Origin of the sequence: Amycolatopsis sp. WAC 01416, assembly GCF_003947485.1 — a bacterium.
Classification (GTDB): Bacteria; Actinomycetota; Actinomycetes; order Mycobacteriales; family Pseudonocardiaceae; genus Amycolatopsis.
Genome location: NZ_QHHX01000005.1, coordinates 184,702 through 211,102, shown reverse-complemented (window position 1 = coordinate 211,102; position 26,401 = coordinate 184,702). Strand labels below are relative to the sequence as shown.

At 68.1% G+C, this 26,401-nt stretch carries 28 protein-coding genes; 12 read left to right on the top strand and 16 right to left on the bottom strand.

Annotated elements, in window-relative coordinates:
• Nucleotides 1-48: 48 nt before the first annotated feature.
• Both DL990_RS18240 and DL990_RS18235 read right to left on the bottom strand, forming a co-directional pair.
• On the bottom strand, nt 49-561 hold the full coding sequence (locus DL990_RS18240) for a hypothetical protein (RefSeq protein WP_125799372.1): 513 nt from the start codon (nt 559-561) through the stop codon (nt 49-51).
• A gap of 74 nt (nt 562-635) precedes the next feature.
• Nucleotides 636-1,475: a Bax inhibitor-1/YccA family protein gene (locus tag DL990_RS18235; RefSeq protein ID WP_125782625.1), complete on the bottom strand. Its 840-nt coding sequence runs from the start codon at nt 1,473-1,475 to the stop codon at nt 636-638.
• A 315-nt stretch (nt 1,476-1,790) separates the two neighbouring features.
• Between DL990_RS18235 and DL990_RS18230 the strand changes: the two genes are divergently transcribed.
• The 4 genes from DL990_RS18230 to DL990_RS18215 all read left to right on the top strand — a co-directional run bounded on the left by DL990_RS18230 (nt 1,791) and on the right by DL990_RS18215 (nt 7,285).
• Nucleotides 1,791-3,257, top strand: coding sequence for a SpaA isopeptide-forming pilin-related protein (locus DL990_RS18230; protein ID WP_125799371.1), 1,467 nt, complete (start codon nt 1,791-1,793; stop codon nt 3,255-3,257).
• Nucleotides 3,258-3,267: 10 nt separating this feature from the next.
• Nucleotides 3,268-3,960, top strand: coding sequence for a class F sortase (locus DL990_RS18225; protein WP_125799370.1), 693 nt, complete (start codon nt 3,268-3,270; stop codon nt 3,958-3,960).
• 99 nt (nt 3,961-4,059) lie between these two features.
• Nucleotides 4,060-6,051: an SDR family oxidoreductase gene (locus tag DL990_RS18220; RefSeq protein ID WP_125799369.1), complete on the top strand. Its 1,992-nt coding sequence runs from the start codon at nt 4,060-4,062 to the stop codon at nt 6,049-6,051.
• 118 nt (nt 6,052-6,169) lie between these two features.
• Nucleotides 6,170-7,285, top strand: a complete 1,116-nt coding sequence (locus DL990_RS18215; RefSeq protein WP_125799368.1) for a cell division protein DivIVA — start codon at nt 6,170-6,172, stop codon at nt 7,283-7,285.
• 84 nt (nt 7,286-7,369) lie between these two features.
• Here DL990_RS18215 and DL990_RS18210 read toward each other — a convergent pair whose 3' ends face one another.
• Nucleotides 7,370-8,695, bottom strand: coding sequence for an amidase (locus tag DL990_RS18210; RefSeq protein ID WP_125799367.1), 1,326 nt, complete (start codon nt 8,693-8,695; stop codon nt 7,370-7,372).
• A 28-nt stretch (nt 8,696-8,723) separates the two neighbouring features.
• Nucleotides 8,724-9,818, bottom strand: coding sequence for an alkene reductase (locus tag DL990_RS18205; RefSeq protein ID WP_125799366.1), 1,095 nt, complete (start codon nt 9,816-9,818; stop codon nt 8,724-8,726).
• On the opposite strand from DL990_RS18205, the gene DL990_RS18200 reads away from it, so the two are divergent.
• The gene (locus DL990_RS18200) at nt 9,817-10,299 is read left to right on the top strand and encodes a MerR family transcriptional regulator (protein WP_125799365.1); all 483 of its coding nucleotides are present in this window, start codon (nt 9,817-9,819) and stop codon (nt 10,297-10,299) included. The genes DL990_RS18205 and DL990_RS18200 overlap by 2 nt on opposite strands.
• A gap of 6 nt (nt 10,300-10,305) precedes the next feature.
• Here DL990_RS18200 and DL990_RS18195 read toward each other — a convergent pair whose 3' ends face one another.
• Genes DL990_RS18195 through DL990_RS18185 form a run of 3 tightly spaced genes read right to left on the bottom strand, consistent with a single transcriptional unit; the run spans nt 10,306 to nt 11,752 of the window.
• The gene (locus DL990_RS18195) at nt 10,306-10,881 is read right to left on the bottom strand and encodes a TIGR03086 family metal-binding protein (protein WP_125799364.1); all 576 of its coding nucleotides are present in this window, start codon (nt 10,879-10,881) and stop codon (nt 10,306-10,308) included.
• A complete protein-coding gene (locus tag DL990_RS18190) occupies nt 10,878-11,372 on the bottom strand; it encodes an SRPBCC family protein (RefSeq protein ID WP_125799363.1) in 495 nt (164 codons plus the stop codon). Before DL990_RS18190 ends, DL990_RS18195 begins: the two co-directional genes overlap by 4 nt.
• 29 nt (nt 11,373-11,401) lie before the next feature.
• Nucleotides 11,402-11,752 (bottom strand): helix-turn-helix transcriptional regulator, encoded by a 351-nt coding sequence (locus DL990_RS18185; RefSeq protein ID WP_125782605.1) that lies wholly within the window; start codon nt 11,750-11,752, stop codon nt 11,402-11,404.
• Between the two features lie 269 nt (nt 11,753-12,021).
• Between DL990_RS18185 and DL990_RS18180 the strand changes: the two genes are divergently transcribed.
• The 4 genes from DL990_RS18180 to DL990_RS18165 all read left to right on the top strand — a co-directional run bounded on the left by DL990_RS18180 (nt 12,022) and on the right by DL990_RS18165 (nt 16,415).
• Complete coding sequence (locus tag DL990_RS18180; RefSeq protein WP_125799362.1) at nt 12,022-13,263, top strand: glycoside hydrolase family 3 N-terminal domain-containing protein; 1,242 nt, start codon at nt 12,022-12,024, stop codon at nt 13,261-13,263.
• A gap of 139 nt (nt 13,264-13,402) precedes the next feature.
• Nucleotides 13,403-14,359: a PHB depolymerase family esterase gene (locus tag DL990_RS18175; protein WP_125799361.1), complete on the top strand. Its 957-nt coding sequence runs from the start codon at nt 13,403-13,405 to the stop codon at nt 14,357-14,359.
• 108 nt (nt 14,360-14,467) lie between these two features.
• Nucleotides 14,468-15,172, top strand: a complete 705-nt coding sequence (locus DL990_RS18170; protein WP_125799360.1) for a TetR/AcrR family transcriptional regulator — start codon at nt 14,468-14,470, stop codon at nt 15,170-15,172.
• A gap of 37 nt (nt 15,173-15,209) precedes the next feature.
• Complete coding sequence (locus DL990_RS18165) at nt 15,210-16,415, top strand: cytochrome P450 (protein WP_125799359.1); 1,206 nt, start codon at nt 15,210-15,212, stop codon at nt 16,413-16,415.
• On the opposite strand, the gene DL990_RS18160 is transcribed toward DL990_RS18165, so the two are convergent.
• Together DL990_RS18160 and DL990_RS18155 are read right to left on the bottom strand one after the other, a co-directional pair.
• Nucleotides 16,412-17,053, bottom strand: a complete 642-nt coding sequence (locus tag DL990_RS18160; RefSeq protein ID WP_125782596.1) for a histidine phosphatase family protein — start codon at nt 17,051-17,053, stop codon at nt 16,412-16,414. The two genes, DL990_RS18165 and DL990_RS18160, sit on opposite strands and share 4 nt — an antisense overlap.
• Before the next feature lie 98 nt (nt 17,054-17,151).
• Nucleotides 17,152-17,949: a TIGR03084 family metal-binding protein gene (locus DL990_RS18155; RefSeq protein WP_125782594.1), complete on the bottom strand. Its 798-nt coding sequence runs from the start codon at nt 17,947-17,949 to the stop codon at nt 17,152-17,154.
• 129 nt (nt 17,950-18,078) lie between these two features.
• Here DL990_RS18155 and DL990_RS18150 point away from each other — a divergent pair, with 129 nt between their 5' ends.
• The gene (locus tag DL990_RS18150; RefSeq protein WP_125782592.1) at nt 18,079-18,525 is read left to right on the top strand and encodes a MerR family transcriptional regulator; all 447 of its coding nucleotides are present in this window, start codon (nt 18,079-18,081) and stop codon (nt 18,523-18,525) included.
• Nucleotides 18,526-18,634: 109 nt separating this feature from the next.
• On the opposite strand, the gene DL990_RS18145 is transcribed toward DL990_RS18150, so the two are convergent.
• Both DL990_RS18145 and DL990_RS18140 read right to left on the bottom strand, forming a co-directional pair.
• Nucleotides 18,635-19,753, bottom strand: a complete 1,119-nt coding sequence (locus tag DL990_RS18145; RefSeq protein ID WP_125799358.1) for an acyl-CoA dehydrogenase family protein — start codon at nt 19,751-19,753, stop codon at nt 18,635-18,637.
• 77 nt (nt 19,754-19,830) lie between these two features.
• Nucleotides 19,831-20,382 carry a DUF4190 domain-containing protein gene (locus tag DL990_RS18140; protein ID WP_125782697.1) on the bottom strand — a complete coding sequence of 184 codons (552 nt, stop codon included), beginning with the start codon at nt 20,380-20,382 and terminating at the stop codon, nt 19,831-19,833.
• 224 nt (nt 20,383-20,606) lie between these two features.
• Here DL990_RS18140 and DL990_RS18135 point away from each other — a divergent pair, with 224 nt between their 5' ends.
• Together DL990_RS18135 and DL990_RS18130 are read left to right on the top strand one after the other, a co-directional pair.
• A complete protein-coding gene (locus tag DL990_RS18135; RefSeq protein WP_199746449.1) occupies nt 20,607-21,806 on the top strand; it encodes a sensor histidine kinase in 1,200 nt (399 codons plus the stop codon).
• Nucleotides 21,807-21,836: 30 nt separating this feature from the next.
• Nucleotides 21,837-22,484: a response regulator transcription factor gene (locus DL990_RS18130; RefSeq protein ID WP_125782693.1), complete on the top strand. Its 648-nt coding sequence runs from the start codon at nt 21,837-21,839 to the stop codon at nt 22,482-22,484.
• On the opposite strand, the gene DL990_RS18125 is transcribed toward DL990_RS18130, so the two are convergent.
• From DL990_RS18125 to DL990_RS41280, 5 genes are all read right to left on the bottom strand, one after another.
• Nucleotides 22,457-23,035 carry a hypothetical protein gene (locus tag DL990_RS18125; RefSeq protein WP_125782588.1) on the bottom strand — a complete coding sequence of 193 codons (579 nt, stop codon included), beginning with the start codon at nt 23,033-23,035 and terminating at the stop codon, nt 22,457-22,459. The two genes, DL990_RS18130 and DL990_RS18125, sit on opposite strands and share 28 nt — an antisense overlap.
• Nucleotides 23,036-23,081: 46 nt before the next feature.
• A complete protein-coding gene (locus DL990_RS18120; RefSeq protein WP_125782586.1) occupies nt 23,082-23,918 on the bottom strand; it encodes an alpha/beta fold hydrolase in 837 nt (278 codons plus the stop codon).
• Between the two features lie 38 nt (nt 23,919-23,956).
• Nucleotides 23,957-24,472 (bottom strand): winged helix-turn-helix domain-containing protein, encoded by a 516-nt coding sequence (locus tag DL990_RS18115; protein WP_125782584.1) that lies wholly within the window; start codon nt 24,470-24,472, stop codon nt 23,957-23,959.
• Between the two features lies 1 nt (nt 24,473).
• Complete coding sequence (locus tag DL990_RS18110; protein WP_125799357.1) at nt 24,474-25,733, bottom strand: sulfite oxidase; 1,260 nt, start codon at nt 25,731-25,733, stop codon at nt 24,474-24,476.
• Nucleotides 25,734-25,833: 100 nt separating this feature from the next.
• On the bottom strand, nt 25,834-26,262 hold the full coding sequence (locus DL990_RS41280; RefSeq protein WP_158632636.1) for a hypothetical protein: 429 nt from the start codon (nt 26,260-26,262) through the stop codon (nt 25,834-25,836).
• Nucleotides 26,263-26,401: the final 139 nt, after the last annotated feature.

Genomic DNA, 26,401 nt, shown 5'->3' with positions numbered 1-26,401 from the left:
CCCCGTGAAGCGGCCCCACGAACGGGTGAAAACCGCTGGCCGAGGCCGCTATTTCGTACTCTTCACACAGACCGTCGAAGGCGGGGTCGAGTAGCTCTTGAGATGCGTCGCTTCCGTGTCGTCACAGGTCGCGACACCGTCGACCACCTTCAGGACCTCCGCGTCCCGCGCGGGGTCCGAGCAGGGGACCTTCTGATACGCCACACTGTCGGCGAGGAAGTTCTCGAGGCAGTCGCCCTGCTTCGCGTTGAGGATCATGCAGAGCTTGTACGAAGCGAACGTCTTGTCGACGGTGAGCTGGTCGTACTCGCCCGCCGGGCACGCGCCGCCGGCGTCGGTCTTCGCCGCCGCCTTCGCATTGGCCTCGGCCGAGCCGCAGTCCGCCTTGACCGGATCCTCGTCGACGTCTCCGAACGTGGTGACCGCGTAGCAGCCGCCCGCCTGGACGTCGTCCGTGTTGGAAAGATAACCGAGGATCCACGAAGACGCGCTGAGCACCACGATCGCGACCGGCACCAGGATGCCAACCCAAAACCATTTGGAACGCCTGTGTTCGGTCATGCCAGCAGGGTATTCGCCACCACGGAAAAGGGCGCCCCGATCGCTCGGGGCGCCCTTTCGCGGAGAGACTCCGGTCAGTCGTTTTGGAAGTACGACAGCAACCGCAGGATCTCGAGGTACAGCCAGACCAGCGTGGTCATCAGGCCGAAGGCGACGTACCAGGACCACTTCGAGGGCGTGCCTTCGCGGATCATCCGGTCGGCCTGGTCGAAGTCGAGCAGGAAGCTGAACGCCGCGACACCGATCACCACGAGGCTGAAGATGATCGCGATCGGACCGCCGTCACGCAGCGGGTTGAAACCGAAGAAGAGGCTGGTGACGAGGTTGACCAGCATCATGATCGCCACGCCGACCACGGCGCCGATGATCCACTTCGTCAACTTCGGGGTGACCTTGACGGCACCCGTCTTGTAGACGACCAGCATCGCGATGAAGACACCGGCGGTACCGACGATCGCCTGCAGCGCGATACCGGGGTACAGCGCTTCGAACAGACCGCTGATCGCACCGAGGAAGACACCCTCGACGGCCGAGTACGCCAGCGTGAGCGGGCCGCTCGGCATCTTCTTGAAGATGATCACCAGCGAGATCACGAGGCCGACGATCATCGAGCCGACGAGCGCGCCGATCACGGCACCGGGGATGCCCAGAATCTTGCCGGACGCCGACATCGGGATCTGGCTGATCGCCCAGATCGCGGTGAGCACACCGGTCACCAGCGCGGTGCCGAGGCTCAGCGCCGTCTTGATGACGACGTCGTCGACGGTCATCGGACGATCGCCGGCACCGGCGGAGGTCTGCGGAGGGCCGTAGCCGGGCACGCCGCCCTGGGGTTGGTTGAAGCCTACGTTGGGTCCGTACTCCGCCGCGCCACGCGGCAGGTTCCGGAACGCCGGGTTGCTACTGGATCGCACCTGATCCTCCTGGATCTACTGGCACCTGCATCGGGTTCAACGACCGCGTGGGCCGCCCGGTTCCCGTCGAAGTAAAGACGACTTTACTCACAATCGGCGCGACGCCCATCCCCCACACCGTATGCGGCGGAGATCACCGACCGTTCACCGATACCCCACCTGATGACCTCTTGCCAAAACCGCTGATCACACGGGACTCTGCACGGTGCGTGTTCGGACAAACACCGAAGGCGTGTCGGGGAACCTATCGATCGTGTGACCTGCGTCGACGTAAAGGCGCCGAAGGCAGCGCACGGCCAAAGGAGTCAACACACCATGGGGTGGACCACACGCCCGAGCGTGCGTTCGCGCGCCTTGACCAGCCTGATCGCGACGTGCCTGCTCGGCGCTTTGTCCGCCACCGTCGCGGCGACACCGGCCTCGGCCGTCGAAAACGAAGGTGTCGGCTACGAAGTCACACCTGGCCAGCCTCACAAGGCCGCGTCCGGCAGAGACTGGCTCGGTTCCTACGTCGTGAACGGCAAGCACGTGTTCTGTGTCTCGTTCCAGCTCAAGGCGCCGGGCACGGACGAGAAGTACAAGCCCGGCGACGAACTCCTCGACAAATGGGGCAAGAAGCTGCCTGCCGACGTCGCGGCCAACATCTCCTATCTTCTGCTGCGCTACGGCGCGGCGGAGAACAAGGCCGATTCCGCCGCGCTGGCCCACCTGCTCCACTCGTGGACGTCCAAGCCCCGCACCCCGGCCGATCTCGACCCGACACGGGACCCGGACCAACTCGGCTACGACGTCGGGTTCCACCTCGACAAGCTGAAAGCGCAGCACTCCGACGCCGCCGCGGCCGTCGAGAAGCTGACCAAGGACGCCGAGGCCAACCGCGGCCCGTGGACCACCGCCATCGCGCCGCCGAAGGACGACCAGCACATCGGCACCGCGGGCGAGTGGACGATCAGCGTCAAGAACGCCAAGGGCAAGGGTGTCTCCGGCGTGCCGGTGCAGCTCACGCCGTCGAACGCGACCGTGGAAAGCGGCGAGAGCACGAAGCCCGCGTCGACCTCGAACGCCAAGGCCGAGAAGGCCACCACGGTGAAGACCGGCGAGGACGGCACCGTCACGGTCAAGGTGACGCCGACCGGTGACCAGCCGAAGCTGGCCAGCTCGCTGTCCGCCCCCGCGGACCGGCCGTATGTGCAGTTCCCCGTCGAGACCGGCGTGCAGAAGGTCGTGTCGACCGGCGGCGAGAAGGAACTGAAGGCCCAGGGTGTCGCGGTCGTCTCGAAGCCGGGCAAGGTCCAGGTGACCAAGGTCGACGCGAAGACCGGCAAGGGCATCGCCGGCGCCGCGCTGCGGATCACCGCCAAGGACAAGGCCACCGCCGCCGTCGGCCATGACGGCAAGCCGCTCAACGGCGCCGACGGCAAACCCGCCGTCGTCACCACCGAGGGCGAAACCGGCACGGTCACCGTGGAGAACCTGCGGACCCCGCAGGAGATCTGCGTAGTCGAGGTCAGCGCGCCCCCGGGTTACACGAACGCGTTCGACCCGAAGAATCCGCCGTCCGCCTGCGGTGAGCTCAAGCCGGGTGAGACGCTGGCGCTCAAGGTCGCCAACACGCCCAACGAGGTACCGCGCACCATCCCCGCCGGCGACCGGCCGGTGGCGATGATGCAGGGCACCGTCGAGAATTCGGCGTCGACCGCCGGGATCCTCGGCGTCGGCGCGCTCGCGCTGCTCGGTTCGGTGCTGGTGGGCGTGGCCGCGCGGCGGTCCTCGCGACGCTAAGGATTCGGGAATGTCAGTACGACGCGGGTTCGCGCTGGGAGCCGTCACGGTCCTGTGCGCGGACCTCGTCGCGGCCTTGATCATCTGGCCGCCGACGACCGTGGTGGCGGGGACGGCTCAGCCCGTCTCCGTCGCCGTCGCGGGCGGCGCCCCGGCCGCGCCCGCGCAGCAGGAGGTGCCGCCTCCGCCGGACATCGTTCCCACGACGCCGACGGCCGCTCCTCCCCCGCCGTCGTCTGCGAAACAACCCGAGGCTCCGAAACCCCAGGGTCCGGGGACGATCCAGCTGCCCGCGGGTGGCGCGGCGAAACTCGTGCGCAAGGAACTCGGACCGGGCGCGGAGCTTCCCGTGCCGGAGAACCTCGGCGAGGTGACCTGGTGGGGCGCCGAACTGAGCGCGGCCACCGGCGCGAGCGTGTTCGCCGGGCACGTGAACTGGAAGGGCGCGACGGGCCCGTTCGCGGAGCTGTGGACCGAACGGATCGGCGGCGTCGTCACCGTGGTCGACAAGGCCGGGAAGTCTTGGCGGTACAAGGTTTCCCAGCTGATCACGCTGAAGAAGAACGAACTGCCACAGCGGGCGGACGAGCTGTTCGGCCAGTCCGGTCCCCATCGGATAGTCCTCGTGACCTGCGGCGGCCGCTGGGTCGGTGGGGAGACCGGCTACGCCGAGAACCGGGTCGTCATCGCCGACCCGGCATAGTTACCCGTGAGTAACTTCACTGGTGCCGTGGTGGTCCTCGCCGTCGTCATGCAGCACAATGCCGGTGGACGCGGGCGAGCACGGTGAAGGGTGAAGCGAATGGCGACTTTTCTGGTGACCGGGGCGACCGGACTGATCGGGCGCCACTTCACCCGGCTGCTGCTCACCAGGGAGGACGTCGAGAAGGTCGCGCTCGTCGTCCGCGCGTCCTCCCGGGACAAACTCGCGAAACTCGTGAACGCCTGGCCGCATCCCGAACGCGTCACCCTCGTCACCGGTGACCTCGGCGAGCCACTGCTCGGCGTCGGCGAAGACGACCGAGAGATGCTTCGCGGCGTCGATCATGTCGTGCACCTCGCCGCCCTTTACGACCTGACCGCCGACGACGAAGCCAGCATCAAGGCCAACGTCGAAGGCACCGCGCAGGTGATCGCACTCGCCGCCGACCTGAACGCCGGCTGCCTGCACCACGTGTCCTCGGTGGCCGTCGCCGGTGACCACGAGGGCATGTTCACCGAGGAGATGTTCGACGTCGGCCAGCGGCTCGTCACGCCGTACCACCGCACGAAGTTCGAGGCGGAGCGCCTCGTGCGCGAGCAGCAGGACGTGCCGTGGCGGGTGTACCGGCCCGCGGTCGTCGTCGGGGACTCCGAGACCGGCGAGATGGACAAGATCGACGGCCCGTACTACCTGTTCCCCGCGATCAGCAGGCTCGCCGGACTGCCCGACGTGCCGATCGTCGGCCCCGACCTCGGCGACACCAACGTCGTCCCGGTCGACTACGTCGCCGAATCGCTGAACGCACTGGTCACCACGAAGGGGCTCGACGGGCGCGCGTTCCACCTGGTCAACCCGGAACCCCAGCCGGTCGTCTCGGTCTACAACGCCTTCGCGAAGGCGGCGGGCGCGCCGACGATCTCCGTGCAGCTCAACGACCGCTTGTCCAAGGGCATCGTCAACCTGGTGAAACTGAGTGAGCACATCCCCGGCTTCACGATCGCGCGCGACGCCGTGATGGAACGGCTCGGCATCCCGCCGGTGCTGCTGGAGACCATGGCGTTCCCGTCGGTGTTCTCGTCGGCGTCGACTCGCAAAGCGCTCATCGGCTCGGGCGTCGAGGTGCCCCGGATCGAGGACTACGCGCCCACGCTGTGGCGCTACTGGCGTGAGCACCTCGACCCGTTCCGCGCCCGTAAGCACGGCCCGCGCGGTGAACTGGACGGCCGCCGCGTGATCATCACCGGCGCGTCTTCCGGCATCGGCCGGGCGACCGCGATCAAGGTCGCGGCCGCCGGCGGGGTGCCGCTGCTCGTGGCGCGGCGCCGTCACGAACTCGAAGAGGTGCGGGACGAGATCATCGCCGCCGGCGGTACGGCGTCGGTGTACCCGGCCGACCTGACCGACGAGGAATCGGTGCACAAGGCCGTCGACGCGATGCTCGCCGAGCACGGCAGGGTCGACATGCTCGTGAACAACGCCGGCCGGTCGATCCGGCGATCGATCAAACTGTCGTACGACCGGTTCCACGACTACGAACGCGCGATGGCGATCAACTACTTCGGCGCGGTGCGGCTGATCCTCGCGGTACTGCCACATATGTCCGAGCGGAAATTCGGGCATATCGTCAACGTGTCGTCGATCGGCGTGCAGGGAATCGCGCCGCGCTTTTCGGCATATGCGGCTTCGAAGGCCGCTTTGGACTATTTCTCGCGGATCGCCGCGACCGAGACCCACGGTGACGGAATCACCTTCACGACCATCCACATGCCACTCGTGCGCACGCCGATGATCCGGCCGACGAAGATCTATGACGCGTTTCCGACCAAATCCCCGGATCAGGCCGCGAACATGGTGATGAAGGCGCTGAAGGAACGTCCGAAGCACATCGGCACGCCTGCCGGACAAGCGATCGGCCTCGCGTACACGCTTACGCCGGGGCTGACGGATGCCGTGGCCTACCAAGGATTCCGCGTGTTCCCGGACTCCGCGGCCGCGGGCGGCGAGGGCGGTCTCAAAATCGGGAAGGGCGAGCAGCATCTGTCCCGTGCGGCGATGGCGCTCGCCCGGCTCAGCCGCGGCTTCCATTGGTGACACTGCGCACACGGGTGGCGGCCGTTCAGGTGAGGGATCGCAGCTGAGAGCCGACACACGTCGGTGAATCACCAAGCCTGACAACGGCGACGCCGGGTACGCAGGTACCGTCGTGACCATGGTTCCCGAGCGAGACAACGGCCTGTTGCCCCTGCGGCGCGAGTACACCCAGGCCTGGCACGGCTTCGACCGGAACGAAGTGCGCCAGTATCTGGATCATCTCGAAGCCCAGCTGCATCGCGTGATCACCGACCGCGACGCCGCGATCGCGCAGGCGACCTCGGCCACCCGCGAACTCGAAACCGTCCGCCACGAGGTGGCGAAGCTGAACGCCCGGATCGAGGAGCTGAAGAAACCGCCGGAGCGGCTCGAAGACCTCGACGAGCGGATGCAGCGCACCGTCACGCTCGCTCAGGCGCGCGCGGACGAGATCACGAAGCGTGCCGAGGTCGCGGCCGAGAAGCACTGGGCGTCTTCGAGCGAGGCTTCGAAGAAGCTCCGTGAGCGGTACACGCGGCTCGTCGCCGAGCTGGACAAGCAGGCGGACGCGCTGCACTCCGAACACGAATCAGCGCTCGCCGAAACGCGGGCCGAGGTCCACCGGCTGACCGTCGAGGCCGCCCAGCGCCGGGAACTGCTGGACAACGAGGCCGAGCGCAAGCGCCGGAAGATCGAGCGCGAGTTCGAGCAGACCATCGCGGCTCAGCGCGCCTCGCACGAGAAGCACATCACCGACCAGCAGACGGCCAGCAAGAATCAGGCCGAACGCCGGATCGCGGAGGCCACCGCGGAGGCCAAGCGCCGCATCGACGAGGCCACGGCCGAGGCCAAGCGCCGTCTCGACGAGGCCACGACGACAGCCGCCCAGCGCACGACCGCCGCCCAGCGGAAGGTCGAGCGGCTGGCGGAGATCCGCGAGCAGGCCCGCAAGAGCCTGATGCAGGCCGACGAGGTCCTGAAGGGCAGCGAGGCGATGCTCGCGGCGCTGCCCGAGGAGTCGGTGATCCCGCACGCTTCGAAGCTCGTCGGCGGCGACAGCAAGGCCGCGGAGACGAAGCCTGCCGGCAAGCCCGCCGAGCCGCCCGCGTCGAAGGCCCCGGCTCCCGCCAAGCCCGCTCCCGCCAAGCCCGCTTCTTCGGCGCCTGCCGCCGCTGCGCCGAAGAACGGACAGAACGAGCAGGGCGGCCCGAAGACGAACGGCCAGAAGCCGTCACCGGCCAAAACCGGCTCCTGACCTGCGCGAAGTAGCAAGGGACCTTTGCTGTCACTCTCTCTCGGAGAGCGATAGCAAAGGTCCCTTGCTCTCTTTTCGACGCTGTCAGGAGGCGGTGGTGCGAGGCCAGGGATTGGCCGCTTCGAGCTGGGCGGCGAGGCCGAGGAGGAGTGCTTCCCCGCCGGGTGCGGCGACGAGCTGGACGCAGGCCGGGATGCCCGAAGGATGTACGCCGACCGGAACCGACATCGCCGGGTAACCCGCGAGATTCCAGAAGCCCGCGAAGCCCGCCACGCGTACGGACGGTAGGACGTTGGCGATCCACCGGGCCTCATGCCACCTGCGGGCCTTGAGCGGAAGGGTCGCCAGCATGGGCGTCACCAGGACGTCGTGGCAGGCGAAGAACTCTTCGGCACGCTCCAGCCAGCGCTCGCGGGTGCTGTCCCGGACACGCTTGGCCAGCAGCCGCCCAAGCCGGACGTGGGTGCGCGTCCGAGGCTGGAGCGCACCGAGATCGAAGCCCTCGGCCTGCTCGGCAGGGCCCGCGACCCAGCGCGCGAAGAGACCACCGACGGCTCCGGCGCTGTATCGGGGCGCGCCGGGCGCGACGGTGTGCCCGGCCTCGCGGAACAGCTCGCCGGCCCTCGTGACGGCTCGGCCGAACGCGCGCGGCAACGGCGCCCTCGTCAACGGGACCCGAGTCGACAGAGCGATGCGAGACCGCTTCGGGTCGGTGAGGTCCGCCAGGCCGGGCTCTTCGGCGAGGACCGACATCAGCACGGCCGCGTCGGCCACGGTGGTCGTCATCGGACCGTGCGTGGACAGGCCGAACCAGCCGCTCTCCCCCGGTACGCGGACCACGTCCTTACCCGGTTTGAGACCGACGAGCCCGCACATGGCGGACGGCAGCCGGATCGAGCCCAGCCCATCGGTGCCGTGCGCGATGGGCACCAGCCCGGCCGCGACGGCCGCGGCACTCCCGCCCGAGGAACCACCCGCGGCGTAGGCCGGGTTGCGCGGATTGCGCGCCACTCCGTCCGGACCGTCGCTCGATGGCCAGACACACAGCTCCGGCACCCGGGTCAGGCCGACGATCACCGCACCGGCGGCCCGCAGCCGCCGCGCTATCTCACCGTCCTCTGTGGACAACGCAGACGAACCCGCACGCGACCCCCACGAGGCGTATTCGCCCTCGACCGGCGCGACGTCCTTGACCGCGATCGGCACGCCGGCCAACGGCAGGTCCGCCAGGTCCGCGCGTTCGGCGACGGCGGCCGCCTCGGCGAGTGCCTCCTCATGCCTGACCCGGCGAAACGCGCCGACCACCCCGTCCGCCGCCGCGATCCGGGCCAACGCCTCTCGCGTCACCTCGACCGGGTCGAGCTCCTTGGCACGCACAGCCGCCGCGATTTCCACTGCCGTCTTGACCATCCCCGCACTGTAGAGCGACCGGCGAAGATCAGCTGCGCGCCGAACAGGCGAACATGGCCGAGTCCGGTTCGTACGCCGGGAAGTCGGTGTAGCCGTCGAGCCGGGCGCCGTAGTAGACGTCGTGGTCGGCCCGAGCGAGCGGGGCGCCCCGAGTGAACCGGGCGGGCAGGTCCGGGTTCGCGATGAACAGCCGTCCGAAGGCGACCACATCGGCGAGACCGGCTTCGATCAAGGACTCACCTTCGTCCCGGGAAGTCGGTTCCTCTGAACGCAGGTTCGCGACGAGCGTCCCCGGCCACAGCGGCCGCAGGTGGGACAACGCCACAGCGTCGGGAGTGTCGATGACGTGCAGGTACGCGAGCTCGTACCGGCGTAGTTCCTTGAGCAGTCGTGAGTACACCTCCTTCCAATCGTCTTCCACGATGTCGTTCTCCGGGTTGCCCGGCGAAATCCGCAGAGCGACCCTGGCCGCGCCGATCCGCTCGGTCACGGCCGCCACCACCTCGAGCGGGAAGCGGAGCCGGGCGGCGACCGAACCGCCGTAACGGTCCTCCCGGAGATTGGTGTTGCGGGCGAGGAACTCCTGGATGAGGTAGCCGTTGGCACCGTGGAGTTCCACGCCGTCGAATCCCGCCTCGACGGCCCGGCGTGCCGCCACGGCGAAGTCCCGGACGACCTCGCCTATCTCTTCCTCGCCGAGCGCGCGCGGTTCGACCGTGTCCGTCCAGCCGCCGGCCGAGAAGATCCGCCCGGCCTGCCGGACCGCCGACGGCGCCACCGGCGTCCGGCCCATCACACCGGGATGACTGACCCGGCCCGAGTGCCAAAGCTGCGCGAAGATCCGGCCGCCTTCCTTGTGCACGGCTTCCGTCACCGCACGCCAGGCCTCGGCCTGCCGTTCCGTCGCGAGTCCGGGGATGCCCGGACCGCTCTTGCCGGTCTTGTCGACCCAGATGCCTTCGCTCACGATCAACCCTGCGCTCGCGCGTTGCGCGTAGTACTCGGCCGTCCGCGGATGCGGCACGCCTGTGACATCGTCGGCGCGCCCCCGGGTCATCGGGGCCATCGCGATGCGGTTCGGCAACTGGATCGCGGTGCCGCGAAATGCTTCGAGCAACCTCATGAACGCGAAGCTAAACCCTGACACCGGCGTCACGGTCAACCTCGATTTCCGCGGCTACTGTGGACTGATGCGGATCGGCGAACTGGCGAAGCGGACCGGGGTGAGCATCCGCTCGTTGCGGTACTACGAAACGGAAGGCCTGCTGCGTCCCGATCGATGTGGCAACGGCTACCGGACCTTCACCGAAGACGACATCGCCAGGGTGCTGCAGATCCAGCTCTTCTATTCGGCCGGGTTGTGCAGCGGCAAGATCGCGGAACTCCTTCCCTGTGTTTCCGGGGACCACACGCATTTGGTGCCTTCGCCGGGAATGGCCGACGAACTGGAGATCGCCAAGACTCGGATCCAGAACCAGATCTCCTTGCTCACCACCTCTCTATCGGTTCTGGAGCGTGTCCTGGCCGCGGCCAAGGGGACCGACACCGCCGAGGTACCGGTTCCTTCCCGGCCCGTCCGGCGGCACCGTGGAATCCATGTCTGAACCGGATCAGGCGTTCGGGTCGCGGCCCAGCAGCCCGAGCAGCCTGGCCTGCAAGGGCGCGTCTTCGGGCACCTTCACTTCAGGGCCGAAGACGACGATGCCGGGCCCGAAAGCGCCGGGGATCCTCATCTGTTCGGGGATCGCCTGCACGCCTGGCCACATCCGGGCGACCTCCTCCGGATCGATCGTGTCGTCCTGACCGGTGGCACGGGCCAGATCCCAGCCATGGAGCACCATGTCGGCGCTGACGACCTGGTCGATGTGCTGTTCGGCGGTCAGCTTCCCGGCCGGTGTCTCGTGTTCGGTGGCCGCGAGCACAGGGTCGGCGAGGATGGCTTCGACATCGGCCCGAGCCGCCCGGAGGGCGCCGAGCGGATCATCCGAGAGCGCGGGCGCAGGCTCGAGATCACGTCCGAAGGGACGCAGCATCGCGCCGTGCATGTCGACGATGTGCCCGACGACATCCCTGGCGGTCCACTCTTCACAGGGCGACCTGTTCTCCCATTGCCCGGCTTCGACGGCGGCGACCTTGCTCTCGAAGGCGTCGGCCCGGGCGCGGTAGCGGTCCGCGATGGCGTTCATCGTGTTCCCGCCCTCTCCGGAGTGGCGACGACCTCGGCAAGCTTGTCGAAGCCCTCACCGACACCCCGCTCCATCCCGGATTCGAGCACTGCGTCCCGGATCCGCTTCGAGGCGTACCGCACGACCTGGGTCAGCGTGGTGACCCCGCCGTGTTCGACCAACGTCAGCGTCGCCAAGGCCTGACCTTCCGAGGCATCGCAATCCTCGTTCGTCTCGAGGGAGACGAGCCTTTCCGGACGGTCGATCTCCTGGTAGACACCCCGCAGCAGCATCTCCGTCCCGCCGTCTTGGCGCAGCCGGTAACGCCATCCGCCGCCGACCCGCAGGTCGATCTCGCATTCGACGACCTCCCAGTCGCGCGGACCGAACCAGCGGCGTACCAGTTCCGGTTTGGTCCACGCGTCGAACACCAACGCCCTCGGCGCGTCGAAGGACCTCGTCATGACGATCTCGAGATCGCCGGATTTCGTCACGCTGAGAGTGCGTCCCATCGTGCTGTTCCTTTCCGCTCGTGCGGTGGTCAATCGGTCTCGTCCCGGCGCTCCGGGTGCTTCATCTCTTCGTCCAGGACGAGGTCCAGCCGCGAGAAGGTCTCGTCCCAGTGGCGGCGGTAGCCGCCGAGCCATTCGTTCGCGTTCTTCAGCGGATCGGCCACCAACCGGCAGGGGCGACGCTGGGCATCGCGCCCCCTTGCCACCAGTCCCGCCCGCTCCAGCACTTTCAGATGCTTGGAGATGGCGGGCTGGCTCATCGCGAACGGCTCGGCCAGCTCCGTCACCGTGGCCTCACCGTGGGCGAGCCGCGCGAGGATCGCACGGCGGGTGGGGTCGGCGAGTGCCGCGAAGGTGACATCGAGCAGATCCTGCGTCACGGTCTCCCGCCTTCCATTTCCCGAGTTCGAGTGGTTCTCACGACTTCCAATTCTCACGATCGGCGCTCATCGGCACCGCGACGGTGGATAACCTTGCGGTTTCATAACCATGTGGTAATCTACGGCGGAGCAGATCGAGTTGTCAAGGCCGAGCACCGGCTTGACGAGGGAGAACACGAAAGAGGAAGGAGGTGGGACCGAGCCGGTCTCGCACTAAAGGACACGCGAGCGCGTACGAAAGGGCAACTGGGGTTACCGTCGATACCGGCATGGACGACGAACGAAACGAGCCGATGAACTCCGGGCGACCGAAGACGACGAAGCGATGGACCACCGTCATCCTGGGAGCCGCCACCGTTCTCCTCACCAGCGTGCAGTGCGGCACGACGGACGACCAGGCAGGCTCGGCACAGCCGGCGGGGACGGTACCTCCGCCGAGCAGCAGTGTCGCTTCGAGCCCGTCCAGCTCCGGCAAACCCGCACCCTCGCCGTCACCGAGGGCGGAGCAGGCGCCTGCTCCGGGCTGCGAAGGGATCGTCGCCGGGATGAGCCCCCGGCAGCGACTGGCCCAGCTGGTGGTGGTCGGCGTGAACGCCGGCGACCCGCAGGCAGCGGTGAAACTGGTGCGCGATCAACAGGTCGGCGGGATCTTCCTCGGCGGCAACGAGACGGCCCTGTTGCAGAACGGTGCGCTGGACGAGGTCCAACGCGCGGCGAAGATCCCGGTATCGGTGGCGATCGACGAGGAAGGCGGTCGTGTTCAGCGGATCGACGCCCTCGACGGCAACATGCCCAGTGCCCGGAAGATGGCCTCGACCCTGACGCCGGCGCAGGTGCGGAAGAAGGCCGCCGAGCGAGGACGGCAGATGCGGGCTCGTGGCGTCACCGTCGACTACGCGCCCGACGCCGACATCACCGACCAGCCGGACCGCGACATCGTCGGCGACCGGTCGTTCGGCTCGGATCCGGAGGTCGCGCGCAAGTACGTCCTGGCGTTCGCGCAGGGCCTGCGGGACGCCGGAGTGCAGCCGGTGCTGAAGCACTTCCCCGGGCACGGACACGCCACCGGGGACTCACACAAGGGGCTGGTGCGGACGCCGCCGCTGGCCTCGCTGCGCAAGGTCGACCTGGTGCCGTACCGCGACATCGGCGAGTACGGCGAGATCGGCGTCATGGTCGGACATCTGGACGTGCCCGACCTGACCGGTGGGACACCGTCGACCCTGTCGGCGCCGGCGTACCGGCTGCTACGGAAGGACTACGCGTTCGACGGCCCGGTGATCACGGACGATCTCGGGGCGATGAAGGCGATCACGTCGCAGTACCCGTTGCAGACGGCCGTGCTCAAAGCCTTGCAGGCCGGGGCGGATCAGGCGTTGTGGTCTTCCGGCGGCAACGTCGGCACGGTGCTGGCCACACTGGAGCAAGCGCTTGCGTCCGGCGACCTCCCGGCCGCCCGGGTCGACGAGGCAGTGACCCGCGTGCTCGCGGCGAAACACGCCTGCGGCTGACCTGCCCCAGCCCGCGCGGCGATCAGGCCGGCGGGGTGACGTGAAAAGCGGCCCGAAAACTCAATGAACACAATGCTGACCAGGCCCGCGTCAGGGGTGACCCTGATCACCGCCCTGCCGCCCGATCAAGGAGGATCGCGTGCCTGGTCCCACGAAGTCCCTGCGCCGTCTCGCTCTGACGGCCGCCGCCGTTGCCGGACTGAGCCTGCTCGCCGCGCCGGTGGCGTCGGCCGCGCCGGTGACGTCGGCCGTGCCGTCGCCGATCGATCATCCGGTGCGGACCACCGGCTGTCACCGTCCGCCCCCGGTGCCGGCCGGGGCGACGACACTGCGGACCGTGACGTCCGGAGGCCTGGTCCGTGAGTACACGGTGCACGTTCCGGCGCGATACCGGCCTTCGCGGCAGTACCCGCTGGTGTTGTCGTTCCATGGCCACAAACGGACGTCGAAATATCAGGAGGAGCTGTCCGGGTTTTCCGCGCATAACGCGATTTCCGTCTACCCGCAAGGACTTCCGGGTACTGACGGCGAGTCGGCATGGACCGGCGCGCCGTATTCCGCGGACGCTGACGACGTGCTCTTCACCAGCGATCTGCTGAACACGCTCCAGCGTGAACTGTGCGTCGACTCCCACCGGATCTACGCGACGGGCAAGTCGAACGGCGGCGGGTTCGTCGGCGTCCTCGCCTGCCGGATGCCGGGCCGGATCGCGGCGTTCGCCCCGGTCGCCGGCGCGTTCTATCCGCAAGGCGGCGAATGCCACCCGTCGCGTCCCGCTCCGATCCTCGACTTCCACGGAACGGCCGACGCGACGATCCCTTACACCGGAAATCCCGCAAAGGGCCTGCCGACACTGCCGGACTGGCTCGCCGCGTGGTCCGACCGGAACGGCTGCTTCCCGCGTCCGATCCAGTACTCGCCGCAGGCCGGCGTCACCGTCCAGCGCTGGCTCGGTTGCTCGCTCCAGCATTACCGGGTCGAAGGCGCCGGGCATGTCTGGCCGAGCACGGCGCCGAACAACGACTCCGCCACGCCGACCGTCATCGACGCCACGCCGGTGATCTGGAACTTCATGCTCGCCCATCGTCTGCGTTAAGAACTCGTCCATTTCCTTGCCGGATCCCCGCGCTTGGCGCTACCGTCGAACTTGACCGGATGACCAGATGAGCAAATCTGGTCACGAAGTCAGAGACTGGGAGCGCACGTGGCAGAACGTCCGGACCGCACCGCCGGCCGCGCCGATCGCATCCTCGACGCGGCCGGCGTCCTGCTGTCGCGGCTGGGCTATCGCAAGGTGACCATCGAGGACATCGCGAGCCAGGCGGGCATCGGGAAGGGCACGATCTACCTGCATTGGCCCACCAAGGAAACCCTCTTCCACGCATTGCTCCTGCGTGAATCCCTTCGAGCCGCCGAGACCATTCTCGATCGGCTGGACGAGGATCCGGCGGAAGTCGTCCCGCATCGGTTCCAGCGGGCCGTTTTCCTGTACACCCAGCGAAACCCGTTGCTCGGCGCACTCATCACCGGCAACACCGAAATGCTGGGCAGGCTGAAGAAACATCCCTTGCAGGATCAGGACGCGGTCGTGACCGATCGGTACCTGAAGACGATGACCGATCGGGGCCTGTTGCGCGACGACATCCCGAACCTGCTCTTTTCCCTCCGCGCCTCGGCGCTGGGGTTCTACCTGATGGACAGCTTCACCACCGACGGCACCGGCCTCACCTCCGAAGAGAAGGCCGACGCCCTCGCGCACATCATCCGGACGGCGTTCGAGCCGCCGGAGCCACCGTCCACGGCGGATCTGGCCGCCACCGCGGCCGAAGTGATCCAGGCGTTCCGTGAACTGATCTCGTCCTATCGCGCCTGGATCTACCGGAAGGACGGTGCCGGGGAGCCCGCTTGATCCGCGCTCCTCCACCACGAGAAGAAGGGGGCAAGCCATGACCACGATCGCCGAAACCTGGGGCATCCACGAAGGCCAGTTCTGGCTTCGAGGGGAATTCCCGGCCGACCCGGTCCACTTCGACGCCGAGACGGGCATGTGGAACGTCTACGGCCACGCCGAGGCGTTGGAGACCCTGAGTGATCCCAAGGTGTTCTCCTCCGACACCGCCCGGCTGATCCCCCAGGAGATCGCACCGGACAAGGACCTGTTCGTCGAGGGCAACCTGCTCCAGATGGACCCGCCGGACCACAAGAAGCTGCGCACGCTGGTGAGTCACGCCTTCACGCCGAAGGTCGTCGCGGATCTCGAACCGCGGATCGCCGCGTTGACGAACGAGCTCCTCGACGCGGTCGACGGCGCGGACTCGATGGAACTGGTGACGCATCTGGCTTATCCGCTGCCGGTGATCGTCATCGCCGAACTGCTCGGCATCCCGGCGAGCGATCGCGACCTGTTCAAGGAATGGGTCGACACGATGCTGCGGAACAGCCAGCAGCGGTCGCTGATCAAGCAGACCGAGGAGGACAAGAAGGCCTCCGAGGAAACCGCGGAGCAGCTGAAGAACCTGGTGAACTACCTTGCCGAGCACGTCGAGGACCGACGGCGGAACCCGCGCGAGGACCTGCTGACCAAACTCGTCGAAGCCGAGGTGGACGGCGCGAAACTCACGCAGAACGAAGTCGTCAACTTCGCGAACGTGCTGCTGCTCGCCGGGCACATCACCACCACGATGCTGCTCGGGAACACGGTGCTGTGCCTGGATTCCCATCCGGACGAGTACCGGCGCGTCCGCGAGGACCGTGCGCTGCTTCCGGCCACCATCGAGGAATCGCTGCGCTTCCTCAGCCCGTTCGCCCTCGTCGCCCGCGCCACGACGACCGACGTCGAGCTGGGCGGGAAGACGGTCCCCGCGGACAGCATGCTCGCCATCTGGGTCGCGGCGGCGAACCGGGATCCGCGCACGTTCAAGGATCCGGGCACCTTCGACCCGGCGAGGGCGCACAATCCGCATCTGGCCTTCGGCCGCGGGATCCATTTCTGCATCGGCGCCCCGCTCGCCAGGCTGGAAGGCAAGACGGCGCTCAACATCCTGCTGGACCGGTTCCCGGCCCTGCGTACCGATCCGGCCGTTCCGCCGTCGTTCATCCCCAGCCCGAACATGACCGGGGTGAACAAGCTCCAGCTGCTGCTGAAGCCCTAGCGGTCGGCGAACCGGGAGACGAGCGGCACCACCACTCGCGGAGTCCGCTTTCCGGCGGTGTACCGCAATTCGGTGATGTTGCCGTTCGGCACCTGGTAGGTGTCGGCGAACGTCCGGAATCCGCGCATGGCCTCGCTGTCCGGGGTGGTGATCCCGGTCAGCAGTGACCACATGACCGCTCGGATGAAGAGCCCGTGCGTGAAGACGGCGATCGGCCCGGGTTCCCGTTCTCCCAGCCGCGCCAGGAAGTCCTGGGTCCGGGCGTAGAGGGCAGCGAAGGATTCCGCGCCGTTCACCGCGTGGTGGGGATCGGCCCGATCCCAGTAGGCCTCGGTGTACGGCTTACGGGTGGCGGTGGTGGTGACCTGTCCATGGAGTTCGCCGAGAAAGGTGAACTCCTGGACAGGCCACTCCTCGAGCTCCGCGCCGGGGAACCGCTCGATCGTCGGCTCGGCGGTCTGCCGCGCCCGCACGAACGGCGACGTCACGATCAACCGAGGCGGTTCGGCCAGCGAATCCGCGATTTCGACGGCTTGCCGCCTGCCGAGTCCGGTCAGCGCCGAAGCCCCCGGCTCCCCGCCGGGAAGACCCGCGTTGGACTCGCTTTCCCCATGCCTGATCAGCCACACCCTTGCCACGATCGCCTCCTAGACCCCGTGTGCCGACGACGATCGCACCGAGCGGAGTTGATCGCGACTTCCAGGATGCCGTAATCGCCACGGATGTGGCGCGGTTTTCAGCGGTCGAACTGTCCCGGCACGCGTCCCTCGCCCGCGGGGCCGCGGTACGCCTGCGCGATGTCCAGCCAGTGGTCCGCCAGCGCGCCTTCGGCACGGATGTCGAGGTCGTCGCGATGACGACGCCGCGTGACGAGGAGACAGAAGTCCTCCGCGCTCCCGGTGATCCGCTGCCGCGATTCCTCGGGTCCGAACGTCCACAACCGGCCGGACGGCGAGGTGATCTCGAACCGGAACTCCTGCTCCGGCGGGGTCAGGCCCCGCGCCTCGTAGCCGAAGTCCCGCACCCGGACGGCGAAGCCGACGAGGTACGCGAGCCGGTCCGTCCGCTCCGGCCGCACGCCCAGCGCGTCCGCGACGTCCTGCCCGTGGGCGAACAGTTCCATCATCCCGGCGCAGGCGAGGATCGCCGGCGGCAGCGGGTTGACCAGCCACGGCACGACCTGGCCCGCCGGGACCGCGGCGAGCGCCTTGATGCCGGCGTCACGTTCGGCGCGCCAGCGGCCGAGCAGGACCTCGTTGGGGTCGCCGAGGTAGTCGTCGAGGGCCGCGTTGACGGCGGCGTCGAACCCGCGCACCATCGAGCTCTTCATGACTTCGGCGAACTTCCGCGGCTCGCCCGCGGACAGTCCGGCGATCTTGAAGATGAAGGAGAGATGGGCGATCTGGTGTTTGACCGACCAGCCCGCCGCGGGTGTCGGCAGCTCCCATCCCGCGTCGTCCAGGCCGGCCACCAGGGCGTCGACCTGTTCGCCCTCCGTGGTGAGGTCCCTGATCACGTTCCGGAAGTCAGTCACCGTGCCGTCCTCTCGCCGTTTCCACCCTTTCGAATGATGCGGACGCGCGGGGCCGTCGTCTTCTCCTGGTGAGCCCAGTCGAATTCCGGGCTTGATTCTGGAGCCGGGTCCAAGTTCTACCCTCGTGTCATGCGAACCGAAGCGACGACGGCGCTGACGGCGTTGACCATGTCCCAGGTGACCGCCCGCGCCGGGGTGCGGCCGGACACCGTCCGCTACTACGAGCGCATCGGTCTCCTGCCCGCCCCGGCGCGGACGACCGGGGCGCATCGGCGCTACGACGAGAACGTCATCGACAGGCTGCGGTTCATCCGCGGCACCCAGCGGCTCGGGCTGACGCTGACGGAGATCGGTGACCTGCTGAGCGTGCGCGACACCGGGGTCTGCCCGTGTGAACCCGCCGAAACCATGCTGGAACGCCATCTCACCGAGATCGAAGCGGAGATGACGCGGCTCGGCGAACTGCACGCCGAACTCACTTCCATGCTGTCCGGGATGTCCGGCGCCAAGTGCGCCGATCCGCTTCCCGGCGCCTGGTGCCCGCCTGACCGCGAACCCGAGGGAGGAGGTGGATGACCATGCGTATCGACGATTGGTGCGACTGCGACTGCAGTGGCACCGGCTGCTGCTGACCCGCTTCGGCGGGACCGGCCGGGCTTGACGTCACCCGGCCGGCCATCCGAGGTCAGTCCTGCGGCAGGAGCACCGTCTTGCCGATCCGGTCCTTGCAGACTTCGGCCGAGTAGGCCATCAGGCCGCCCGCCTGCGCGTCCCGGAACAGCCGCTGGATCGGCGAAGTGCGCAGAAATCCCGAACCACCGCCCGCCTTCAGCGCCAACTGGGCGACGTCGCGGGCGATCTCGTTCGCGAGCACCTTCGCCGTCATGGTCGCGGGCATGAACTCCGGCGAGTTCTGATCTGCCAGCCACGCCATGTTCCGGGAGTACATACGAGCGGCTTCGAGGCGTGTGTGGACGTCCGCGACTTCGAACTGCAGCCATTGCATTTCGGCTAGCGGCTGCCCGGTCACCGGGATGACGCGGCTTCGGGAGTGCGCGATCAGAGCGTCCTCCGCCGCGTCGGCGATCCCCAGGGACAAGAAGGCGAGGCCCGCCGCGATGTGGTTCGGACGTTGCTCGGCCGAGGGCGGGCACCTGCGGTCGTCTCGCAGGACCGTCCCTTCGAAGGAGACGAGCTGACTCCTGCTGGCGCGCAGTCCCATCGTGTCCCAGATGGGCACGAAGGTCATCGTTTCGTCCGGCGATACGCCGAAGAACGTCGGGACGCCGTCGACGAGCGCGTTCACCAGGAAGTGGTCGGCGACCTCGCAACCGGAAACGAACCGCTTGGCACCGGTGAGCCGGTGCCCGCCCTCGATGGGCTCGGCTATCTGTTGCGGCATCAGGAACATGTTGCCGCCGCTCGGTTCCGACAGCGCGTTGGCGAACCGCTTGCCGTCGATGAGCTCCCCGGCGTAGAAGCGGCCGACATCGGGAGCGGACAGCTGGACCAGCCCGACGGCGGCGCCGATGTGCATCACCCAGACGCACGCCGTCGACGAACAGGCCGCGCTGAGGATCCGGACGATCTCGCCGTAGGACCGGTAGCTGAGGTCTTCACCGCCGAATTCCGCGGGCAACGTCGCCCTGTCGAGTCCGGTCGCGTGCAACGCGCGGAGGTTGGCGATGGGCAGCTCGGCCGTCTCGTCGAACTCGGCGGCGCTCGCCGCGAAGTCCCTGGCCAGTTCGGTGACGGTTTCGATCCAGTGGCGTTCGTGGGCGGGCGGGGCGAACGGATGGGTCATGACCGCATCATGCCGGAATCGCGAAGGCCTCCCCGCCACCCCGAGAATGGCGAAGGAGGCCTTTCACGGTCCGGCCGTCACACTCCGGTGCAGGCGGCCATCGCGAATTCGCCGGAAGCGGTCTTGGTCGAAACCACGGCGCCGTCGACGGTGATCTTGCAGGTGACGGAGCCGCCGGTCTCGCCGGTGGTCACCGTGAGCGTCCCGCCCTTGTAGACGCCCTTGTTCTCGACTTCCTTGTTCCACGGCAGCGCCGGAATCGTTTCGGTGACGGGGTTGAGCACCTCGCCGTAGATGACCTCGACGTTCGTGGCGTCGCCGGTGATCTCGTAGGACACCTTCGCGGTGCGGTTGATCTCGTTGTTGACTTCGTTGACCGCCGCGTTGAACACGAAGATCCACACCACGCAGACCACGAGCCCGAGTGCGGACAAGGCGATACCGGTGATGGAGAGCCCCTTGTTGGAGGCCTTCCCGTTCTTGACGCGGATCAGCCCGATGATCGAGAAGATCAGGCCGAGGATCACCAGCGGCCACGCGATGACGCCGACGAACGGGATCGGGGAGAAGACCAGCCCCACCAGGCCGAGGACGAAGCCCGTGACGCCGATGCCGTTGCGGGGCGGCATCGGACTGGCGGGGGCTTGCGGGGCCGGCGTGTAGGGGGTTTGCTGGGTCACGAGGGTTTTTCCTTTCCAACGGGATGAACGAGGCGGCATACAACCAGTGATCCCGAGGCGGGCGCATCGTCCTCGGCGCGCCGACCCGTTACGACGAAAGTCGTAATCCGCGCGTTTCGAAGGATCGGTTCCGCTGATGCGGGTGGCCCGGCCCGCCTGCGTACGCTCAGCGCATGGCAAGGCGTGTGCTGGGTGTGGTGCTCACCGTGGTGGCGGTCGCGGCGTGCGTGATCAGCAGCATTTTCGTCTTCAGCGCCCAGGGGTATCTTCCGGCGACGCGATCGTTCGACCCGACCTGGTGGTCCACGCTCGGCTTCTTCACCGGTATCGGCGCCGCGGTCATGCTCTGCTGGCGGCACAAATGGCCGGAACTCGTCCTCGCCATCGCCTTGGTGCCGCCGCTTTGCTTCCGCTCCGACGCGCTGGCCGACGCGCTCGCCCTCGCCGCGATGGCCGCGCGCCGCCGCGACCGTTTCCTTTGGCTCGGGTCCGTGCTCGTCTACCTCGCCACGGCGTGGGCGTTGTTCGGCGACGCCAACCGCCATCCCGACGTGACCGTCGCGGGGCAGGTCGTCGGCAAGCAGTTCTCCGCGGTGCAGGTGATGGGAACGCTGACGGTCGCCGTCGTGATGACGGCCGTGCCGCTCACCGTCGGGGTCGTGCGCGGGATGCAGGACACCCTCGCGATCCGTGAGGCCAAGGAAGAAGAACTCCGTGCCGAGATGACCCGGCGCGCGGAACGCACCCGGATCGCGCGCGAGATGCACGACGTCCTCGGGCACCGGCTTTCCCTGCTGTCACTGCAAGCCGGCGCGCTCGAGGTCAGCAAAGGACCCGCGACGACGGAAGCGGCGAAGACCGTCCGCACGACGGCGCGCCAGTCGCTCGAAGATCTGAGGCAGGTCATCGGTGTGCTGCGCGACGGCCAGGGATTCGGCGAAAACGGGGAGAACGGAACCCATCCGGAACCGCCGCAGCCGACGCTGGCCGACATCCCCGAACTGGTCGCCAACGCCCGCCGGGCCGGACTCGGGGTCAACGTGACGATCCTGCTCGACGACGCGGGCGGCGCGCCGGCGTTGCTCGGCACGACCGCGTACCGGATCGTCCAGGAGTCGATGACCAACATCCTGAAACACGCTCCGGGTGCGACGGCCGAGGTTTCGGTTCGCGGAGGGCCGGGGAACGGGCTCACCGTCGAGGTCGTCAATCCACTGCCCGCGACGGCTCCCGCCGGCAAGGCGCCGGGTGCGGGCTCCGGGCTGACCGGGATCGGCGAACGCGTCACGCTGATCGGCGGGAACGTCAGCACCGGCCCCACCGAAGAGCGCACATTCGCCGTCCGGGCTTGGCTACCGTGGGGACACCACTAACCTGTCCGGGTGAACCAGCGCCCACTGCGAGTGCTGCTCGTCGACGACGATCCCCTCGTGCGAACCGGCTTGTCGATGATCCTGTCGAGCGCGGGCGACATCCAGGTCGTCGCGGAAGCCGGCGACGGGGACGAGGCCGTGCCGAAGGTGACCATGCACGCACCCGACGTCGTGCTGATGGACATCAGGATGCGGCGGATGAACGGCCTCGTCGCGACCGCCGCCGTCACCGCGCTCCCCAACCCGCCGAAGGTCCTCGTCCTGACCACGTACGACCTCGACGAGTACGTCTTCGACGCGCTCGGCGCGGGCGCCAGCGGATTCCTGCTGAAAGAGGGGTCACCGCAGGAGATCATCGACGCGGTGCGCGTGGTCGCGGCGGGCGAGGCGATGTTGTCGCCGCGGACGACGCGGAAACTCATCGGGCATTTCGTCGCGACCAGGACGAGCCCTCGCCGCCATCGGGCGCGAGCGGGACTGAGGACCCTGACCGAACGCGAGCGGGACATCGTCACGGCTGTCGCGCAGGGCGGGACCAACGCCGAAATCGGCGCGGAACTGCACCTGAGCGAAGCGACCGTGAAGACCCACATCACCCGGATCTTCGCGAAACTCGACGCGACCAACCGGGTCCAGCTGACGATCTTCGCCTACGAAGCCGGGCTCGTCACTCCCTGACGGTCCGTCGCGAGCAACCCGGCGGCGACGGTCGCCCAGAGCACCACGGCGCCGCCGAAGCCCGGCACGAGCTGCCACGCGGCCGTCCACCCCGCGATCGCGAGCACGGCGGCCAGCACGGCGACGACGCACAACAAAGCGCTCAGCACCAGGAAACGCCGCGAGCCGAACAACTTCGCGAACGGCAAGAAGTGCAGCCCGACAACGAACAAAACCCACGCGGGCACGGCCTCGGGAACTTCGAAGACCGCCGAGAGCACCCGCGCCCCGGCGAAGATCCCCACCAGCATGAGCAGCACGGCGATCCCGTACCGCTTGCCGAACGGGCTTTCCTCCCGGCCTCCGCCCGCGGGCAGACCGGCACCGCGGCGGGCGGTCAGTGCCAGCCAGCCGGCCAATGCCAGCACCACGACGACACCCACCACGACCAGCGGCGCCGATCCGGCGGATGAAGCGCCGAAGAACCACCATCCGGCACCGAATCCCACGCCGATCGCGGAACTGATCAGCAACGTGATCAGATGTCCTTTGGTGAACTGTCCGTCCGTCATCGCTTTCGGGTCTCCTCCTCCCCCCGGCGGAACAGTACCCGCGGGACTACGCGAGCCCGGCGAGGACGGCGGCCGCCTCCTTCGGGTGGATGAGGAAACGGACGTGGCCGCTCACGAGCGAGCGCACGTCGGTCGGGTTGTCCGGGGTGAGCGCGTCCGCCTCCTTGATGAAGCGGTCCTGCAGCGCGAGCGGCATCGACCGGTCCTCGGTGAGCCTGAGATACGTGCGCGGGATCCGGCCCCAGGTGGCCGCGTCGGCGCGTTCGGTACCGGCGTCGAGGCTCTCGTCCGGCTCAAGAGTGTTGAGGTAGGCCAAGAATTCCTGCTCGGTGCCGTCTTCGAGCATCGCCGTCTTCAAGGCGGCCAGCAGCGTGGGATCGGCGGTGCGCCAGTTCATCCGGAGCGCCCCGAGCACGGCGGGATCGGCGACGACGACACCGCCGACGTCGTTGAGCGCACTGCTCGCGTACTCGGGTCCCTGCATGTACTCGCCCACCGTCGCGTCGACGCAGCACCACGCGGAGATGTAGACGATCCGGTCGATCAGTTCCGGGACGGCGTTGCCGACCCCGGTGAGCGTGACGCCACCCCGGCTGTGCCCGACCAGGACGACCGGCCCGTACTCGGCGACCTCGCGCACGACGTCCACCACCTGCTCGACGGCCTCGGCCAGCGTGACACCCGCCTGGTTCGACGGTGCCGTGGCCAGCACTTCGAGGTCTTGCGGCGCTTGGTAAGCGGCGTGGAAACCGGCGGCGAACCCGTGTCCGGGAAGGTCGACGGCCAGCGTGCGGTGGCCGAGCAGGGCGAGTTCGCGTTGCAGCGGACCCCAGGTGAACGAGGCGCTGCTGGAACCGTGCACGAAAACGTAGGTCGGAGTCACGGCTCGTATCCTGGCATCCAGGCTTTGTCCGGTGATGATCAGTCAGCGATGAGCACCTGGCCTGCCCCGTCGAACCGGTAGCCGACCCCGCGCACCGTCGTGATCGGCGTCAGCACGGGTTCGAGTTTCCCGCGGATCTTGCGGACGTGGACGTCCACGGTCCGCCCGTTGCCGCCGGACAGCCCCCACACCTGCGCCATCAGCGTGAGGCGGTCGAAGACGCGGTCCGGATTCCGGCTCAGGAACAGCAGGAGGTCGAATTCCAGTCTGGTGAATTCCAGTACCTCGCCACGCAGCAGCACTCGCCGCGAATCGGGTTCGATGCGCAGCGGCGGCGCGGGTTCGCCGGATCGTCGCCGTCGTCCGGCGAGTTCGATGACCTGGCCGGAATCCGCTGGGACGGTGCGAGCCGTCAGGGTCACGCCGACAGTGTCCTCAAAGGACTCAAGCAGGCGCGCGGCGATCGCGGCGGCATGCTCCGAGTCGGTGCTCACCCGTAACGCCAGCGTCAGTTCGACGGCCGGTTCCTGGCTCAGCGCGAGCGGCTGTGTCATCTCACACCACCCGGACCGGATGCCGGACGACGGCGTCGAACAGGTAGCCCTGGGTGTTGAGCGGGGTCACTTCCGGCTGGGTGACGCCGGTGATGTCCGTGGCCCGCGCCCGGAGGGTATGGGCACCGGAAACCGTGGGGCGCCAAGGGAATTCCCAGCGTTGCCAGCCCCGATCCGCCGCCGCGCCCACGAACTTCGCCTGCCGCCAGCCGTCGCCGGTGTCGACTTCCACCCGGCGGATCCGGCCGTTGCCCGACCATGACCGGCCACGCAGCACCGCCCTGCCGCCGGCCGTGAACTCGGCGTTCCACGGCAGTTCGAACGCGCTCTTGACCACCTGCCGGGTGACGACCGTGCCGTCGGCCGGATAGTCCGGCCCGAGCAGCCGGTAGTACTGCGTGCTCCACGGCGACACGAGTGGCGTTTCCGAGACTTCGATACGCCCCAGCCATTTGATGGACGAGATCCCGACCCAGGACGGCACGACGAGCCGCACCGGATGGCCGTGGTCCGGCGGGAGCGGGCGCCCGTTCATCTCGTAGGCGAGCAGAACGTCCTGCAACGCTTTCTCGACCGGCAGCGGGCGGCGCACCTTCCCCAGGTCGACCCCGCCGGTGACGTAGTCGGCGTCCAGCCCTTCCGGCAGGACGTCCACCGCGTGCCGCGTCAACCCGGCCTTGGCCAGCACGGTGGAGAGCCGGACACCGCGCCAGCGCGCGACCCCGATCGCGCCGAGCTTCCACGCCGTGCCGGACACCGCCTGCCCTTGCTGACCGGTGAAGAAACTCCGCCCGTTACCCGCGCATTCGATCGCGGAAGTGATCGTCTCCGAAGGCAACCGGAGCAGGTCATGGTAGGTGAATTCGACGGGCCTGTCCGCCGTCGGCGCGCCGCGCAACCCGGTTCCGAACAGCTTCAGCCGCCAGGTGCCCGCGTCGATCGATGGGGTGGCGGTGTGGTTTCGCACGAAGAACCGCTCGACCGGCGTCAGATAGCCCTGCCCGCTCAACGCCTCCCAGCGTGTCTCCGCGTTGGTGCCGTAGACCTCGAAGATCTCCGGCGGCAAGGGTTTCACGATCGGCGAGGCCGCCGACGCCGTTCCCGCCACCGTGCCGAACGCCGTCAGCGCGAGTGACCCACCGGCCGCCAGCCGAAGCAGCCCACGCCGCGATATCCCGTCACCCCGCGCCTCCCCCGCACGCCACTGGGCGAGCCGAACGCGGTCGTAGGTGGCTTCATCGGTCAGGCCGGTTCCGGTCATGCGGGTCATTGTCGGCAGCGGCGGTCCGCGCGGACCAGGACGTCCACAGAGCGGAACGGGAACCCGGAAGGCGACCGCCTTCCGGGTTCCCGTCAGGACATCACATGACCGCGACGTACTTCACCCAAATGCACAGTCCGCTGTCCCATTGCACGTCGACCTGGAACAGCACACCGTCGGTCTGCACCGCGGTGTTCTGCATGTTGATCACCGCGTTCCCGATGAATTCGACGCCACCGCTACCCGATTCGGCGACCGAAAGCACGGCCCCGTGACCGGGACGGAGACCGCCGATCGGCAGCCAGAGATTTCTCAGCCCCTTGATGCCGCAGTACTGGGCTCGTCCACCGTGGGCGGTCCCGGGAGCGAGGGCGGTTCGGTCGCCTTCGATCTTCTCCGCCCGCTGGACCTGCTGCGACGAAACACCGGACACCCTTTCCTCCGTCGGCGACGCCTGCGCGGCGGCGGTACCGAAACCCGCCGCGGTCACCAGCGCGAACACCGCGGCCCACCTCAACGCTTTACTCATCGTTTCTCCCCTGAACTCAGAATTGTTTACCGGACCCCCACTGTGCGTTCTCCGGCGTACAAGCTCAGCACTCACCCGAGTACAGGAGCAGCTGCCCGAAAGGGCGAGATCATTGACACCGGGGCGCCGGAATTGCTGG

Bases quoted from the DNA above. Each gene is read 5' to 3' on its own strand.
- DL990_RS18205 (WP_125799366.1), bottom strand. From the start codon at position 9,818: ATGAGGTTGCTCGAAGCATTTCGCGGCACCGCGATCCAGTTGCCGAAC.
- DL990_RS18220 (WP_125799369.1), top strand. From the start codon at position 4,060: ATGGCGACTTTTCTGGTGACCGGGGCGACCGGACTGATCGGGCGCCAC.
- DL990_RS18135 (WP_199746449.1), top strand. From the start codon at position 20,607: ATGGCAAGGCGTGTGCTGGGTGTGGTGCTCACCGTGGTGGCGGTCGCG.
- DL990_RS18190 (WP_125799363.1), bottom strand. From the start codon at position 11,372: ATGGGACGCACTCTCAGCGTGACGAAATCCGGCGATCTCGAGATCGTC.
- DL990_RS18165 (WP_125799359.1), top strand. From the start codon at position 15,210: ATGACCACGATCGCCGAAACCTGGGGCATCCACGAAGGCCAGTTCTGG.
- DL990_RS18150 (WP_125782592.1), top strand. From the start codon at position 18,079: ATGCGAACCGAAGCGACGACGGCGCTGACGGCGTTGACCATGTCCCAG.
- DL990_RS18125 (WP_125782588.1), bottom strand. From the start codon at position 23,035: ATGACGGACGGACAGTTCACCAAAGGACATCTGATCACGTTGCTGATC.
- DL990_RS18145 (WP_125799358.1), bottom strand. From the start codon at position 19,753: ATGACCCATCCGTTCGCCCCGCCCGCCCACGAACGCCACTGGATCGAA.
- DL990_RS18215 (WP_125799368.1), top strand. From the start codon at position 6,170: ATGGTTCCCGAGCGAGACAACGGCCTGTTGCCCCTGCGGCGCGAGTAC.
- DL990_RS18140 (WP_125782697.1), bottom strand. From the start codon at position 20,382: ATGCCGCCCCGCAACGGCATCGGCGTCACGGGCTTCGTCCTCGGCCTG.
- DL990_RS18110 (WP_125799357.1), bottom strand. From the start codon at position 25,733: ATGACCGGAACCGGCCTGACCGATGAAGCCACCTACGACCGCGTTCGG.
- DL990_RS18225 (WP_125799370.1), top strand. From the start codon at position 3,268: ATGTCAGTACGACGCGGGTTCGCGCTGGGAGCCGTCACGGTCCTGTGC.
- DL990_RS18115 (WP_125782584.1), bottom strand. From the start codon at position 24,472: ATGACACAGCCGCTCGCGCTGAGCCAGGAACCGGCCGTCGAACTGACG.
- DL990_RS41280 (WP_158632636.1), bottom strand. From the start codon at position 26,262: ATGAGTAAAGCGTTGAGGTGGGCCGCGGTGTTCGCGCTGGTGACCGCG.
- DL990_RS18230 (WP_125799371.1), top strand. From the start codon at position 1,791: ATGGGGTGGACCACACGCCCGAGCGTGCGTTCGCGCGCCTTGACCAGC.
- DL990_RS18180 (WP_125799362.1), top strand. From the start codon at position 12,022: ATGGACGACGAACGAAACGAGCCGATGAACTCCGGGCGACCGAAGACG.
- DL990_RS18210 (WP_125799367.1), bottom strand. From the start codon at position 8,695: ATGGTCAAGACGGCAGTGGAAATCGCGGCGGCTGTGCGTGCCAAGGAG.
- DL990_RS18200 (WP_125799365.1), top strand. From the start codon at position 9,817: ATGAACGCGAAGCTAAACCCTGACACCGGCGTCACGGTCAACCTCGAT.
- DL990_RS18240 (WP_125799372.1), bottom strand. From the start codon at position 561: ATGACCGAACACAGGCGTTCCAAATGGTTTTGGGTTGGCATCCTGGTG.
- DL990_RS18195 (WP_125799364.1), bottom strand. From the start codon at position 10,881: ATGAACGCCATCGCGGACCGCTACCGCGCCCGGGCCGACGCCTTCGAG.